We start from the raw sequence: 16,261 nt of genomic DNA, 5'->3' as shown, positions 1-16,261 counted from the left end.
ACAACTTCCCTGCCTGATGGAATCTATTATGTCATCAATACCACTATTATTAGATCAAATCGATATTACCGACATTATTTCAATTGCCAAAGAGGCTGGAGAGGTCATAATGACCGTTTATGTACAAGATTTTCAAGTGGCTTTTAAAGCGGACGAATCTCCTCTTACCGAAGCTGACCAAAAATCAAACCAAGTTATTGAAGCAGGTTTGAAAAAAATATCGGATACTTTGGGTGTCAATATCCCCATCCTATCTGAAGAAGGTCGTGATATTCCTTACGAAGAACGGAAAAGCTGGACAACCTTTTGGTTAGTTGATCCATTAGATGGTACTAAAGAATTTGTGAAAAGGAATGATGAGTTTACCGTCAATATTGCCCTGATTCACAATAATACACCGGTATTAGGCGTAGTTTACACCCCCGCTTTAGGGCAGCTGTATTATGCCAAGCAAGGCGATGGTGCCTTCAAATCAGAAAGGATTAACAGCAACATAGTTACCCACACCTTACCCATCGCTAGCGAGCGCAAGCCTGGCGAATTAAAGATAGTAGCTAGTAAATCACACTTATCCAAGGAAACGGAACAGTTTATTGATGACTTGGCTAAACAAGGGCATAAAATTACATTAGAGTCGATTGGCAGCTCACTAAAGCTATGCTTAGTTGCAGAAGGTAAAGCGGACATTTACCCAAGACTTGGGCCTACAATGGAATGGGATACAGGCGCAGCTCACGCCATTGTCAATGAAGCCGGCTTTAGCCTACAAAAGTTTACCTTTGAACATGGCTATGAACCGCACTTATATAACAAAGAAAACTTGTTGAATGACTGGTTTGTAGTGAAATAACACTCACTCCAACGCAAAGGACGAGGTTTTACACTCCTGTTACCAAAACCTCACCTTATTTAGCCTGCCACTTCATCAGTCAATCCTGCCGCAAATCAAGACCCCTTAAAAGCGAATCGATTTTACTCATAAGTAACTAAAACGCCATGTAAACCACTCTACAAGCGGCCATGACACAATTTTCCCCACAAGGGTTATTTTGGGCAATAAAAAAGCCTGACTTCAAAACACGTAAGTACTTGAAACATCAGGCTTTAGAATGTGGCTCCCCAAGCTGGACTCGAACCAGCGACATACGGATTAACAGTCCGGTGTTCTACCAACTGAACTATTGGGGAATAGTTGGTCAAACATTGCGTTTGAATGGGCGTATTATAGACAGCTTACAAAACTTTGCAACCCCTTTTTAAATAAATTTTTATTAGCTAACGCCCCATTCTATCAGCCTTAAGGACATCTCTTTCCTTTACTACTGCTAATTACTTGATATTAAAAGCGTCTGGTTTTCATTCAAAATGTAAATACCAGACTCTGGTCACAGAATCCCTTTTTTTTGAGTCTGTGACAAATTTGTGAGAATCGTTTCTGACAAACGAACCCCAGACAAATTAAATAAAGCCGAATGAATTGCAGACATGTAAAAAAAATCGTCAAAACCTCCATAAAATCACATTTTCAGTGCATTTCTAGAATGGCATAAATCAGTTCAAATCGACACTACCTGATCACTTTCAGAAACAGATTACAGTATGCCTTTTTCGGTTAGTGCATCCACCAATTGCAGGGTAACAATTTCAATTGAGACGTCATGATTGTGAATATGGATGTCCGGCGCTCTTGGCGTCTCGTAGGGTGAGTCGATACCTGTAAAATTGGCAATTTCCCCGGCACGGGCTTTTTGATAGAGTCCTTTGGGATCTCTTTGCTCACAAACTTCGAGCGGGGTATCGATAAAAACTTCTAAAAAATGGCCTGGCCTTGCCATGTTTCGCACCAGTTCACGATCAGCTTGAAAAGGAGAAATAAAGGCAGTAATAACGATTAAACCCGCATCACACATTAAATTGGCTACCTCCCCTACACGTCGGATATTTTCAATACGATCAGCCTCGCCAAAGCCTAAATCTTTATTGAGTCGATGACGTACATTGTCTCCATCTAATAAATAGCAATGTTTACCCGAATCAAAAAGCGTACGCTCCAATTGGTTTGCTAAAGTCGATTTGCCACTGCCGCTCAAACCCGTAAACCAGATAATACAAGGGGTCTGATGCTTTTGTTTGGCTCGATCTTGTTGCGTTACAAAATGTTGATGCCAAACAATATTTGAAGAAGGGTTATTCATAACAAATCCTAAGGTCGTAGGGCTTTAGCCTCAGTTATTAAAAGGAAAAAATAGTGGGACTAGGGTAATCACGGTCATGCCATAAACTAACGAAACAGGTAGTCCCATTTTTAAGTAATCAATAAATCGATAGCCACCCAGCGAATAGACCATTAAATTAGTTTGGTATCCATATGGTGTTAAAAAGCTGGCACTGGCACCATAAGCGACCGCCATTATAAAAGGCCAAGGACTGACATCTAATGTTTGTGCCGTGACCAAAGCGATTGGAAAACTAATAGCCGCGGCTGCATTATTGGTAACGGATTCAGTCATCACTACGGTTAACAAATAAATACCAATAAAACTACCATAGATACCCCAAGCACCGCTCCACAGCATGATGGTACTTGCAATCATATCTGCTACGCCGAACTGCATCATCACTTCTGCAATACCCAGCGCAGATCCGATGATCATCACCAGCTCAAATGGCATACGCCGACGAAGTTCATTGACATGTGTCAACCCGAATACTAAATACATCACCAGTAGCAACATCAACCCTTTTAACAAAGGTAAAAAATCTAAAGCTGAAAGCGCTATCACGCCACCAAATGCGGAGACCGCCACAACACTTTGCTTTAACGACAATGGATTCTGTGATTCTAATGCGGTGTAAAAGTAGAAATTTTTATCCAAGTTTTCACGCTTTATAAAATCTACACCTGTCAGCAAAACCAACACATCTCCAGGTTGTAATATCATTTCAGCTAGCCGACCATTTAATTGTTCATTGCCACGACGAATAGCAACCACGGCCGCATCAAATTTATTACGAAATTGCGCACTTTTAAGGGTTTGACCAATCATAGAAGATTGGTGAGATAACACCACTTCTACGAAATGCTGCTCCTTGGTTGAGGCTCCACCAGAAAAGGTTAAACCGTTAAACAACAATAATTTTGATGCCGATTTAATATCCCCCGCGAATAATAATCGATCTCCACTTTGCAACACATAGGCAGGTGAAACTGGAGTTATCACTGTGCCACTCGAAACCACTTGTGCCAAATAAAGATCATGAAGATGTCTTAGGCCTGCTTGCTCAACACTCAAATTGATTAAATCCGAGCCAGCCTCCAACTTAGCCTCAATCATATAATCACCGACTTGCGACTTTGTGACTTGAAGATCAGGCAGCAACTTCCCCCCCAGAACAATCAAAGTGATACCACCAAACAGCAATAAAAAAACACCCACTGAAAAAAAATCAAATAACTGTAAATTTGGCAGACCCGCTTGAACCACAAAACTATCCACAATTAAATGTGTCGAGGTACCTACCAAAGTGAGCGTACCGCCAAGAATAGCAAAGTAAGACAAGGGCATTAGTAGCTTAGAAGGTGCGATCGTTTTTGAACGCCCTAACAGAGCCATAAAAGCAGCCACCATTGCTGTATTATTGAGGAAAGCAGACCCAATCCCGACAACCCCACTCATTCGCACAAGCGATTGACGTTGCGTTCTGCCTACCAACCAACAAGAAAGAGACTCAAACAGCCGAGTTTTCTCAAGAACACTACTGACCAGAAGTAAAAAAACCAGCGTGACCAACCCCGTATTGACATAATTAGCCAACATTGATTCAAGTGAAATTAAACCAAAAACATAATAAATTAATAATAACGCCAAAAACAATTTAAAGGCCTGAATACGACCCCAAACCAACCCTCCTAGCAACAGTAGAATGGAAACAAAAATGGCACCCGTTAACATCGATCCACTTTACCCTTGATCATCAATCACAACACAACCCCATTCGGGATAGTGTTCACGTATATAAGTATTTAACGCCTTTTCCGCGTCACTATAGTGACGTGAAGGTGCATGCGCATTATTCGCTTCAACCGCTTCAACAATCATTCCCGCAGCCAAAGTTGCATTGGAGTACTTATCAATAACAATAAAAGAGCCAGTTCCTTTGATATCAGTATAAGCATCATAGGCAATGGCCTGGTTCAGGTGTAGCTGACATTGTGCGATTTGATTAAGCTCCAACTTGGCCGCATCTGATTGAACTAACGTATTCACATCAATCTGGTGATCAATTTGGGTAAACCGTCCCGACACCACAGATGTTGCACGTTTAATAAGATAATCACTTCCTGGCGTCATTGCGGCTTCATTCATCCACACCAACATCACTTTAAAATCGCTGGCGACCAGAGGAATATCTTGCGATTTAACAATCATATCACCACGACTAATATCAACTTCGTCCTCCAGGGTTAGCGTTACCGCTGAGGGTGCGAAGGCGGACTCAGAAACCGTTTCATCACTGGTAGCAGGTAGAATAACGTCTTTAACCTTGCTCGTTTTGCGAGATGGCAATACCGTCACCGCATCCCCCACTGCAATTTCACCGGCAGCAATGGTGCCACAATAGCCACGGAAATTTAAATGCGGACGATTGACATATTGAACAGGTAACCGGAAGTGCGCTAGGTCGACATTATCAGCAATGGCGATAGAATCGAGCAATCCCATTAACGGTTTTCCTTGATACCAATCCATCTGCTCGCTTGGGTTCACAACGTTATCACCTTTCAATGCTGACAATGGGATAAACACCGGTGATTCAATACCTAGTTGCTTAGCGAACTCAGTATAGTCAGCTTTGATATCATCATATCGTTGTTGCGAATAATCGACCAAATCCATTTTATTAATGGCAACCACAATGTGCTTCAAGCCAAGCAATTTGGTAATAAATGAATGACGACGCGTCTGGGTTTGAACCCCATGACGCGCATCAATCAAAATAATCGCTAAGTCTGCTGTTGATGCTCCAGTTGCCATATTACGGGTATATTGTTCATGACCCGGTGTATCGGCAATAATATATTTACGCTTGTCGGTTGAGAAAAAACGATAGGCAACATCAATGGTAATACCTTGCTCGCGCTCAGATTGCAAACCATCCACCAAAAGCGCTAAATCAACTTCTTCTCCAGTGGTACCATGCTTTTTGGAATCTTTATTAATGGCGGCTAACTGATCTTCAAAGATCATTTTGCTATCATGTAGCAAACGGCCAATTAAGGTACTTTTTCCATCATCGACACTGCCGCAAGTAATAAACCGTAGCAGTTCTTTGTTTTCATGCTGATGTAAATAGGATTCAATATTTTCTGCAATCAGATCTGATTGGTGTGACATTAGAAGTACCCTTCCATTTTTTTCTTTTCCATCGAACCGGCTTCATCATGATCAATCATGCGCCCTTGACGCTCGGAAACCTTGGTTAACAACATTTCTTGAATAATTTCAGGCAAAGTCGTTGCTTCTGATGCAACTGCGCCAGTCAATGGATAACAGCCCAAGGTTCTAAAACGAACCTTTTCCATTTTGGCCGTTTTGCGTAGCTCTTCAGGCATACGATCGTCATCCACCATTATCTTGGTACCACCATACTCAACCACTGGACGTTCTTTTGAAAAGTATAAATCTGGAATCGGTACTTGCTCTAAATAAATGTACTGCCAAATATCCAACTCCGTCCAGTTCGATAATGGGAATACCCGAATGGATTCACCTTTTTTATGGCGGCCATTATAAATATCCCAAAGCTCTGGACGCTGGTTTTTTGGATCCCAACGGTGATGATCGTCACGGAAAGAATAAATACGTTCTTTCGCACGAGATTTTTCTTCATCTCGTCTCGCACCACCAAAGACAGCGTCATACTGATAATGATCTAGCATCTGGCGCAAGCCTTCGGTCTTCATGATATCCGTGTGCATCGTCGAGCCATGTTCAAAGGGTGAAATATTCAATTCCGCCCCTTTGGGGTTAATATGGACAATTAATTCCATCCCCACTTCCTTGGCTCGTTGATCACGAAATCCAATCATTTCCTTGAACTTCCAAGTGGTATCCACATGGACTAACGGAAATGGTGGTGGCGCAGGATAAAAGGCCTTTTGCGCTAGATGCAACATCACCGACGAATCTTTACCAATACTATATAGCATGGCGGGGTTTTCAAATTCAGCAACCACTTCACGCATGATATGAATGGCTTCAGCTTCCAGTTTTTTTAAATGGGTTACTGTCTTCACAAAAAATCCTTATCCACTACTCTCTTTAACTTCTAAAAGTCATTTTACCGACTCCCAAAGCTTATGTCTTTTTAAATAGCACTTTACCACATGAGTTAATTTCCTCACTCCCCTTGACTATTGAATTAAATTCCGCTGTAATTACGCGCAAGGCTATGCCTTATACTAAATAGAAATACGATTCTTAATCAGTGCTTAGGAGAGTACAAATGAAAAAATTATTACTTGCAGTCACTGCAACATCTTTAATGTCTTTTGGTCTAGCAGCTCAAGCTGGTGATGTAGCCGCAGGAAAAGCTACTTTCTCTTCAACTTGTGTTTCTTGTCATGGTGAGCAAGGACAAGGTGTTGTTGGTCCTAAACTAGCAGGTCAATCAGCTTCTGACCTACAAGCAAAATTACACGCTTATAAAAATGGTGAACAAAGAGGTCCTATGACTTCAATGATGGCACCTATGGCTGCTGGTCTTTCTGAAGCAGACATTCAAAACGTAACTGCATACATCGAAGCAGAATTACACTAAGTTTGCTTTGATTTTAGAAAAGCCGCTTTTTTAAGCGGTTTTTTTTCATATTAAGTAAATTTTTCCACTTATCTAAAGCTTTGTAAAAGATTGACCTAAGTGAAAAAATCGTTTTTAATAGCTTCTGTCTATTTATTCAACAAGAGATACTGTTTATGAGAACTCTACTATTAATCGCACTATCTGCTGGCCTACTTTTTACTCAAACATCAATGGCTGCTGAAATGCCTGCCAAAGCCAATACTTGTGCAGGATGTCATGGAAAAGATGGCAACAGCTTATCCCCTATTTTCCCTAACTTAGCTGGCCAGCATGCGCAGTACCTTGAAGTTCAATTAAAAAACTTTAGAGATGGATTCCGTAAAAATGCCACTATGCAGCCTTTTGCAAAAGGGTTAACGGATCAAGAAATTAAAGAATTGGCAGCTTATTTCTCTGCTCAGGCACCAAAATAATTTATAAAACATGTCTGCTTTACCCTAAGAGCGCCAACTTTATTAAGGCGCTCTATCGTTTTTTTCCTCTCTGTGGGCGTTAAGGCCTCTACAATCTTTTCTGAATCATTTATAATTGCGCTTTGTTAATTTGAACATCAGGAAGCGCCATGACCGATAAATCTCTTGCTAAAGATAAAATTAGAATCTTACTTCTGGAAGGCCCCCATCAATCTGCGGTTGATGTTTTTAATGAAAACGGCTACCACAACATTGAATACATCAAAGGGTCTTTGCCTGAAGACGAATTAAAGCAAAAGATTGCGAACGCGCATTTTGTCGGCATTCGATCTCGCACCAACCTGACTGCCGATGTGTTTGCTACGGCCAAAAAACTGGTCGGGGTTGGCTGTTTTTGCATTGGCACCAATCAAGTTGATCTAGAAGAAGCCAAACGACTCGGCATTGCAGTTTTCAATGCACCCTTTTCCAATACCCGTTCGGTTGCTGAATTAGTCTTAGGGGAAATCCTACTTTTATTGAGAGATATTCCTGCTAAAAATGCCAAGGTGCACCGTGGCGAATGGGACAAATCTGCAGCAGGCTCCGTCGAAGCACGCGGCAAAACTTTAGGCATCGTCGGTTATGGACATATTGGAATTCAATTAAGCATTATGGCTGAAAACATCGGCATGAACGTCATTTTCCATGATATTGAAACAAAATTACCATTAAGCAATGCATCGCAAGTGAAATCGTTAGAGGCTCTGTTAAAGAAATCTGATATTGTTTCTCTACACGTTCCAGAAACCGAAGAAACCCAAAATATGATGGGCGCTGAACAATTTGCACTGATGAAAAAAGGGGCTATTTTTATTAATGCCGCTCGTGGCACTGTAGTCGATATTGATGCATTAGCAGCCGCTTTAACTTCTGGCCACCTATCTGGTGCCGCTATCGATGTGTTTCCAGAAGAACCAAAGTCAAATGATGAAGAGTTCCAATCACCATTACGCGGTATGGACAATGTCATTTTAACCCCGCATATAGGCGGTAGCACTGAAGAAGCACAAGAAAATATTGGGCTAGAAGTGGCGACTAAATTGGTGCGTTACTCAGACACCGGCACCACTCTTTCGGCAAAGAACTTTCCCGAAGTCTCACTGCCTGAACACCGTGATCGTAGCCGACTATTGCACATCCACCAAAACCGCCCAGGTATTATGACAAAAATCAATGAGGCCTTTGCGGCTCAGAACATTAATGTCGCGGCACAATACCTGCAAACCAATAATGAAATTGGTTATGTGGTCATTGATATCGACTCTAAAGATCGAGAGACCGGTTTAAAAGAACTGCAAGCAATTGACGGCACTATTCGTACCCGTGTTTTACATTAATTACTGACCGATTTAGAACCTTAGGAACCTTCATGATTTCAACTGATGCTTCTGTCTATGAGATTTTTCCAGCGGACTTTATCTATCCAAAAGATACCGCTATGCTACAAGCGCGCGTCCAAGCCGCCTTAGCATCCAAGCAACCGATTACTATGCGTGCTGGCGGAACTTCTTTAGGCGGGCAAGCCATCGGTTCTGGTTTATTGGTCGATATTTCCAAACACTTGACTAAAATTTTGGATTATCGACCTGAGTTAAAAGAAGTTGACGTTGAACCTGGCGTAATTCAGGATGATTTAAATGACTTCGTCAAACAAGATCATTTACGGTTTGCTCCCGATACTTCGACCTCTAACCGCGCCATGATCGGCGGAATGATTGGTAATAATTCTTGTGGATCTTATTCCATTTATTATGGCACCACCCGTGACCATGTTAAATCAGTTGAAGTAATTTTAGCCGATGGCAACTTGGTTAAGTTTGAAGACTTAGCCGCCGACGAACTGCACCAAAAATTATCGCTTCAAACGCTTGAAGGTACCATTTATCGCACTGTCATTGAAATGCTAGAAGCCCATGGCCAAGCCATCGTCGATGCATTCCCCGATCCATCAATCGTCCGCAGAACAACTGGCTATGCCCTGGATGTACTCTATCGTGACTACCAACCCTTTAATCCGGATGGTAAACCCTTTAACTTAACCCCGCTGATCTGCGGCAGTGAAGGAACTTTAGGCGTCATCACCAAGGCGACATTAAGATTGGTCGACTTGCCCAAACACCGTCAGCTATTCTGCGCTCACTTTGACTCGATTTACACTGCTATGCAGGTGGTTCCACGTTATTTACAGTTCAAACCAGCTGCGATTGAACTAATTGATAAAGCAACCCTTGACGGCACTAAAAATAATGCAGAGCAAACTCAGAATCGTTTTTGGGTACAACAAGACCCTGAAGCCGTATTGGTGGTTGAATTATTTGACGAGGATGCGAATCAACTCCAACAACGCCTAAAAAATGACCAAGCCTGGATGTTGCTACAAGGGGCTTATGCCTGTCCCATCATAGAGCCTCAAGACAGCAGTAAAGTGTGGAATCTACGCAAGGCTGGCTTAGGGTTATTAATGGGTAAACCCACTCGAGATAAGGCCGTTGCCGTTATAGAAGATGCCGCAGTACCTGTCGCCGACTTACCCGCTTTCTACCAAGATACGCAGGCATTAATGGCGGAATTGGACATTGGCTGTGTCTATTATGGCCATGCATCCGTTGGACTGATTCACGTCCGCCCTGAAATGGACTTGGCGACTGATAAAGGCAAGCAATTGTTTCAAATTGTTGCTGAACGCAGCGCTGCCTTGGTTAAAAAATACCGTGGGGCGATTTCCGGGGAGCATGGCGATGGCCGTATTCGAGCACCTTTTATTCGACAACAATTAGGGGATGCTGTTTATCAACACCTGGTTACCTTAAAGCAAACCTTTGACCCGCAAAACCTTTTCAATCCAGGTGTCATTATCGGTGACGCCCCCATTACCGATAATTTACGAGCGAATCGCCAACCTCAGCAGTTACTCAGCCCTGGGTACAACTGGCAAAAAGATTTATCGCTAATGGATGCGGTTGAAAAATGTAATGGTGCTGGAGCCTGCCGGAAATCACCGGGTAATGGCGTGATGTGCCCCTCTTATCAGGCGACTCGTGAAGAACATTATTCCACCCGAGGCCGCAGCAATCTATTGCGCCACGCGCTAACAGAACCTAATCCATTGGCTGCCTTAAAACAACAAGAACTACAAGATGCGTTATCACTTTGTTTAGGCTGCAAGGCTTGTAAATCGGAATGTCCTGCCAGTGTTGATATGGCACGCTTAAAATCCGAAGTCCTTTATCAAGTCGATGCTTTTTCATTGAGCCGCCTGTCGATTAAGTTTTATGGTGCCATTATGAAGCTGGGAGCACTAATGCCTAGCCTTTACAATGGAATCCAAAACCTCGGGTTGATTAAACGTCTCATGGGCGTTGATTCAAGACGAACCCTTCCCAAATTGGCAAATCAATCAGCAGGTAAATGGCTTGCTAGCCAGCCGAAACCTAATTCCGTTTCGCCATCAAATCAAAAAACCGTTTGGTTACTGCTCGATTTATATGTGCAATATCAAGAACCGAATATCGCTCAAGCCGCCATTCAGAGCTTGCAAGCACTTGGGCTTAAGGTTGAACCGGTTCTATTAACCAGTTCTCCCCGAGCACTGCTGAGCCAAGGATTACTAAGCGAAGCGAAAACAGCATTATCCGACATACAAAAGCAGTTACATAACGTAACAGAGACCGACTTTGTTGTTGGTATCGAACCGTCTGACACTTTGGTTTGGCGTGATGAAGCCTGTGATTTGGTGACCGAGAATGACCAGGCCTGGTCATTTTCATCGGTGTTATTATTTGAAGAGTTGATCTTACAGCTCAACCAAACCCAGTCACTTGACTTCCAGCCGTTAAGAAAAACTGCTTGGTTGCATGTGCATTGTCATCAAAAATCTTTGGCTAAACCGGCAGAAGTAGTTAAGGCACTTCAACTCATTCCAGAGCTGCGTGTTAATACCATTCAATCGGGTTGTTGTGGGATGTCGGGTGAATTTGGTTATAAGAATTATGATGTTTCTCACAAAATTGCCAGTCAAACCTTATTACCAACTTTAGAAAAAGCGGATAAAGAAGACTTAGTAATTGCAACAGGAACCAGTTGCCGTCACCAAATTGAAGACTTTGCCGAAAAACAAGGTCTTCACCCGGCTGAAATCTTTTGGATGGCGTTACGCTAAATTAGTGTCGAAAAAGAGGTCATAGATAAGCAGTGAATCTCTTTGGTTTTCGTTGAACGGATATTAATGAGTGCGGCGTTTTTGCTGAGGTTTCTTTTTGCGTTTGCGTTTTAGCAATGCATTTTCTGCTTGCGACTCCGACTTCCCTCGACGGAAAGTAAAATTGGACTTACGCCCCTCATAAGGGTTTGCAGTCACCTTATACTCAATCATCACGGGTGTACCCACCCATTTAAATGCCTTGCGAAACACATTCATTAAATACTTGGTATAGGCTTGTGGTAATTTATCAACTTGATTACCATGAATAATCACTCTAGGGGGATTGAGTCCCCCTAAGTGCGCATAACGACATTTCACTCTGCACCCACCAATAAGCGGTGGTTGATGATCTAAAATCGCTTGTGATAAAACTCGGTTCAAATCAGAGGTGGATACCTGCTTCATGGACGCATCATAAACCGCATTGACCGTCTTAAACAAATCACCAACCCCTGTTCCGTGTAATGCAGAAATTAAATGACGCTTAGCATAATCCACAAAGTGCAATTTAAATTCCAATTCATGTTTCACTTTACTGCGCTGTTCCGGCGATAGGTTATCCCATTTATTTATAGCAATCACCAAACCGCGGCCCGATTCCATCGCCAACCCCAACAAGGTCAGATCCTGATCGGTAATACCTTCAGAACCGTCTACCACCAGCACTACGACATTGGAATTTTCCATGGCTTCAATGGCTTTAACAATACTGAATTTTTCGATTTTTTCTTTAATGTTTTTACGACGACGCACACCTGCCGTATCAATCAAAGTGTAAAGGCGCTCACCCCGCTGAAACGGGACATAAATACTGTCACGCGTCGTGCCCGGCATATCAAATGCCACCACGCGTTCTTCACCCATCATACGATTAATCAATGTGGACTTACCAACATTGGGGCGACCAATAACCGCAACTCGAATGCCCGGGTGCTTATCTAAATCGAGTGCATCTTCGTCTTCTTCAGCTCCGAAAGGCGCGACATCCGAAAGCACTTGCCCAATCATTTCTGCCACATTATCACCATGGGCAGAAGAAATAACATGCGGTTCTCCTAATCCCATTTGATAAAAGTCATTAGCAATAACCGCTTTCTTATGGCCTTCTGCCTTGTTGACTAATAAATAAATCGGCTTATTAAATTGGCGGACATAGTGCGCAATACTCTCGTCAGCAGGAATTAACCCGGCACGACCATCGACCAAGAATAACACTGCATCCGCTTCACCAATGGCAGACTGAACTTGTCCTGCCATTAATGGGTCAACGCCTTCTTGCTCACCACTCAAGCCACCAGTATCGACCACAATATAAGGCGTATCGCCTAGCCGCCCCGTGCCATATTGACGATCCCTTGTTAGGCCTGGATAATCAGCAACAATCGCATCTCGAGACCGAGTCAGACGATTAAAAAGTGTGGACTTACCCACATTGGGGCGGCCAACCAAGGCAATAACCGGTTTGCTCACTGAATTTCCTTTGTTTTAGGCGTAACGGATTTTTTGACACCTTGCGGGTCATTAGAATGGTTAAATTGATACCAATCAGCAGGCTTAACTTGATACACCGTCAGATAACCATCATTATCTAACACATATAGTTGTTGATCTGCAATCTGAACGCGTGCAATGCCTTCACTGGTACCCAAATAACCACTGCCGTGACGTGCCCGTGCAACTGGGGTACCATCCAGTTTATCAATCCAATGTAAATAGCCAAGACCATCAGCGACGAGTAATTGGGTATCGTTATACAATTTGATATTACGCAATTGACGATATTTAAAGTTCTGCTGTTGCCATAATTGGGTGCCATTCACATAATCGACTGCGGTTAGAAGATCATTTTCATCGACTAGGTATAATGCTTTGTCATCCACCACAAAATTTCTAAATCCCGAAATTTCTTTGGACCAATAAAGGTTTCCGGTGTTGGCATTCATCGCTAACAACTTACCTTGATAACCTAATACAAATAATCGACCATCTTTAACAATTAAACCCGCTTGGATATCGACCATCCTTTCCAAGTCAGTGCGACCTGATGGCACAATAACTTGCGTTTGCCAATCCAGGGCACCCGCTTTGGACTCTAATGACTGAACTTGGCCTGTCTCCCAACCCAGGAAAAGTTTTCCAGATGCATATGTAATTGGCGCGATTCCGCGGAAGGACAGATTCGGTAAGTTATGTTCAACCACCCATTCTTTGACCCCAGTATCCGCATTCAATGCCACCACTTTACCATCCACTGTGCGGACAAACACCTTACCTTCAGCAATAATGGGACGGCTCAACACCTCACTCGTTAATTGTGTCATCCAAGCCTGACTGCCATCACTTTGATTCACAGCCAATACCTGACCTTTTGACGTGCCCACGATAACGGTGCTTCGGTAAATCGTTGGGCCGGACGCAATCGGTGCTTGGAAACGTGTTTGCCAGATCACCTGATCCTGCCAACGGTCTTGATTGGCTTTATGGGCTTTAATCAAGCCACCCTTTGGGGTCGCAAAATACACGGCCTTCTTAATATCGGCAAAATACAGGCCATGACTATCCTCTCGGTTAAAGGCATCCAATTGTAATTGCCACTGTTTTTCCAACGCATAAGGCGATGTCATCTTCAGTAAGGGGGTCGGTTCCCGAACCACTTTCGGACTACTAGAACACCCAACTAACGTTAAGACGGTAAATAAAAATAAAATACGCATTAATATCACGGAATGAAAACCCACCTTATTCTGCTAGATCAGCCAGTTTAATACTGGCCACATTTTGTAACGAATCCACGGTTGATGGATTATCAACCACCGCCTGATAACCTGCTCTTGCAGTAGATAAGTCACCTTGATTAAAGGCTAATTCTGCACGATGAAAAGCAAGGTTAGCCTTCTCAGATTCAGACAAAACCGTTTCGTCAATTTGAGCCAGTAACTGAGCAGCATCTCCAAAGCGTTGCTGGTCACTATAAAGTGTTACCAGGCGCAATTGTGCCACTAGCTTTAGGGATGCATCTGGTGCATGATTAACGACCCATTGATAATTTTCATAGGCCAAATCTAATTTATCTTGTTCCAAATAGTGCTTAGCAACCATGAAAGCAATTGCTGTTGAATAAGGGCTTTCTGGCTGCTCTTCCATTAACGTCAAACCTTCACGCATCGCTTCCCCAAAGGAACCTTGCTGCTGACGAATCTGAAGCATCTCGAACATCGCTGAGGCCTTCAACCCTTCGTTTAATTTGGTATTCTGCCAGTAAGTCCATCCAGACCAGGCTAAAACGATCACTAAAATACCAGACAACAACTGGGTACCGTTTTTCTGCCACCACTGTTTTAATGCTTCAACTTGATCTTCATCTGTTTCATAACGACTCATGATTGGTTTCCTATAACGTCTTTCAACTTGATTTATGGTTTTCTAATTTATTCAGATGCCGTGGCAGCTTCTGAAAAGATATGAGACAAGTGCGGCATCAACGATTGCCACTCAATTAGCTCTTGTTCTCTGTCTTCTCGCAAATATTTGACCACGATTTGCTGTTGGGCCACTTCATTGTCACCCAAAACTAACGCCAGTTTTGCTCCAGATTTGTCGGCTTTTTTAAACTGACTTTTAAAACTGCCGCCCCCACAATTCATCTGTAATTTTAAGTGAGGCAAGGCTTCTCTAATTTGTTCAGAAATGACCAGGCCTGGGCGTTTTGTTGCATCACCCGCCAAGACCACATAGATATCGGCCACGGGTTTAATGGAAATTAGACTTTTATCCATTAATAAGGCGGTTAACCTTTCAACGCCCATCGCGAAACCAACGGCAGGCGTTGGTTTGCCACCGATTTGCTCAACCAAACCATCATAACGACCACCGGCGCAGACCGTGCCTTGCGCCCCTAATTCGGTCGTTACCCATTCAAAGACCGTGCGATTGTAATAATCCAGTCCACGAACCAGGTTCGGGTTTTCTGTATACTCAATCCCCAAATCGTCTAAATGCGCTTTAAGGTCTTGATAATGCAGTTTTGATGCATCATCTAAATGGTCAATCAGCTTGGGGGCTCCAGCAATAATGTCAGCCATATCCGGGTTTTTGCTATCCAAAATTCGTAATGGATTCGAGTTTAAACGCCGCAAGCTATCTTCATCCAGTTGTGACTTGTGTTGCTCCAAATAATTGACCAACAGCTCTCTATATGCTTGTCTCGATTCTTGACTGCCAAGTGAATTGATTTGCAGCTCAAGCCCAGTGAGACCCAACTTGTCCCATAACCGCGCGGTCAATGCAATTAACTCAGCATCGGCATCGACCGTCTCCAAGCCAAACACTTCCACACCAACCTGATTAAATTGACGGTAACGTCCCTTCTGTGGACGCTCATGACGAAACATCGGGCCAGAATAATACAGTTTTTGGATCTGGTTGTGGGCTAATCCGTTTTCAATCACAGCACGCACACAACCCGCAGTGCCTTCTGGACGCAAGGTAAGACTATCGCCATTGCGATCGGCAAAGGTGTACATTTCTTTCTCGACGATATCGGTCACTTCTCCGATCGACCGTGCAAATAATTCGGTTTTCTCTACGAGGGGTAACCGGATCGATTGAAACCCATATTGCTTCAAAACTGCTTCAGCCGTTGCCACTAAAGTGTCATATGCAACCGATGCGTCTCCAACTAAATCATTCATGCCTCGAATTGCATTGATCTTATCTGACATCATTCTTTCTCTTATCTATT

Annotated in this window: 13 protein-coding genes and 1 tRNA gene; 5 read left to right on the top strand and 9 right to left on the bottom strand. The window is 43.0% G+C overall.

Features of this window, described 5'->3' with window-relative positions:
• The first annotated feature begins 28 nt into the window (after positions 1-28).
• Positions 29-850 carry a 3'(2'),5'-bisphosphate nucleotidase CysQ gene (cysQ, locus tag CYQ88_RS00755; protein ID WP_101839390.1) on the top strand — a complete coding sequence of 274 codons (822 nt, stop codon included), beginning with the start codon at positions 29-31 and terminating at the stop codon, positions 848-850.
• 262 nt (positions 851-1,112) lie between these two features.
• On the opposite strand, the gene CYQ88_RS00750 is transcribed toward cysQ, so the two are convergent.
• The 5 genes from CYQ88_RS00750 to cysD all read right to left on the bottom strand — a co-directional run bounded on the left by CYQ88_RS00750 (position 1,113) and on the right by cysD (position 6,298).
• Positions 1,113-1,188, bottom strand: a tRNA-Asn gene (locus CYQ88_RS00750).
• A gap of 404 nt (positions 1,189-1,592) precedes the next feature.
• Complete coding sequence (gene cysC / locus CYQ88_RS00745) at positions 1,593-2,195, bottom strand: adenylyl-sulfate kinase (RefSeq protein ID WP_101839388.1); 603 nt, start codon at positions 2,193-2,195, stop codon at positions 1,593-1,595.
• Positions 2,196-2,225: 30 nt separating this feature from the next.
• A complete protein-coding gene (locus CYQ88_RS00740) occupies positions 2,226-3,953 on the bottom strand; it encodes an SLC13 family permease (RefSeq protein ID WP_101839386.1) in 1,728 nt (575 codons plus the stop codon).
• Between the two features lie 9 nt (positions 3,954-3,962).
• A complete protein-coding gene (cysN, locus tag CYQ88_RS00735) occupies positions 3,963-5,396 on the bottom strand; it encodes a sulfate adenylyltransferase subunit CysN (RefSeq protein ID WP_101839385.1) in 1,434 nt (477 codons plus the stop codon).
• Positions 5,396-6,298 (bottom strand): sulfate adenylyltransferase subunit CysD, encoded by a 903-nt coding sequence (gene cysD / locus CYQ88_RS00730; protein WP_101839383.1) that lies wholly within the window; start codon positions 6,296-6,298, stop codon positions 5,396-5,398. The genes cysN and cysD overlap by 1 nt, the downstream gene beginning before the upstream one ends.
• Before the next feature lie 209 nt (positions 6,299-6,507).
• Between cysD and CYQ88_RS00725 the strand changes: the two genes are divergently transcribed.
• The 4 genes from CYQ88_RS00725 (at position 6,508) to CYQ88_RS00710 (ending at position 11,478) form a co-directional block, all read left to right on the top strand.
• Positions 6,508-6,822, top strand: coding sequence for a c-type cytochrome (locus CYQ88_RS00725; RefSeq protein WP_101839382.1), 315 nt, complete (start codon positions 6,508-6,510; stop codon positions 6,820-6,822).
• A 155-nt stretch (positions 6,823-6,977) separates the two neighbouring features.
• Complete coding sequence (locus CYQ88_RS00720) at positions 6,978-7,277, top strand: cytochrome c (protein ID WP_101839381.1); 300 nt, start codon at positions 6,978-6,980, stop codon at positions 7,275-7,277.
• Between the two features lie 149 nt (positions 7,278-7,426).
• Positions 7,427-8,656 carry a phosphoglycerate dehydrogenase gene (gene serA / locus CYQ88_RS00715; RefSeq protein WP_101839379.1) on the top strand — a complete coding sequence of 410 codons (1,230 nt, stop codon included), beginning with the start codon at positions 7,427-7,429 and terminating at the stop codon, positions 8,654-8,656.
• A gap of 32 nt (positions 8,657-8,688) precedes the next feature.
• Positions 8,689-11,478 (top strand): FAD-binding and (Fe-S)-binding domain-containing protein, encoded by a 2,790-nt coding sequence (locus CYQ88_RS00710; protein ID WP_101839378.1) that lies wholly within the window; start codon positions 8,689-8,691, stop codon positions 11,476-11,478.
• Positions 11,479-11,541: 63 nt separating this feature from the next.
• On the opposite strand, the gene der is transcribed toward CYQ88_RS00710, so the two are convergent.
• Genes der through hisS form a run of 4 tightly spaced genes read right to left on the bottom strand, consistent with a single transcriptional unit; the run spans position 11,542 to position 16,241 of the window.
• The gene (der, locus tag CYQ88_RS00705; RefSeq protein ID WP_101839376.1) at positions 11,542-12,990 is read right to left on the bottom strand and encodes a ribosome biogenesis GTPase Der; all 1,449 of its coding nucleotides are present in this window, start codon (positions 12,988-12,990) and stop codon (positions 11,542-11,544) included.
• A complete protein-coding gene (bamB, locus tag CYQ88_RS00700) occupies positions 12,987-14,234 on the bottom strand; it encodes an outer membrane protein assembly factor BamB (protein ID WP_101839375.1) in 1,248 nt (415 codons plus the stop codon). Before bamB ends, der begins: the two co-directional genes overlap by 4 nt.
• Positions 14,235-14,259: 25 nt before the next feature.
• Entirely contained in the window at positions 14,260-14,901 is a 642-nt protein-coding gene (locus CYQ88_RS00695; protein WP_101839374.1) for a tetratricopeptide repeat protein, read from the bottom strand.
• 47 nt (positions 14,902-14,948) lie between these two features.
• Positions 14,949-16,241, bottom strand: a complete 1,293-nt coding sequence (hisS, locus tag CYQ88_RS00690; protein WP_101839510.1) for a histidine--tRNA ligase — start codon at positions 16,239-16,241, stop codon at positions 14,949-14,951.
• Between the last annotated feature and the right edge of the window lie 20 nt (positions 16,242-16,261).

Origin of the sequence: Hydrogenovibrio sp. SC-1 (assembly GCF_002848135.1) — a bacterium.
In the GTDB taxonomy this organism is placed as follows: domain Bacteria; phylum Pseudomonadota; class Gammaproteobacteria; order Thiomicrospirales; family Thiomicrospiraceae; genus Hydrogenovibrio.
This window is presented reverse-complemented; position numbering and strand designations above follow the sequence as displayed.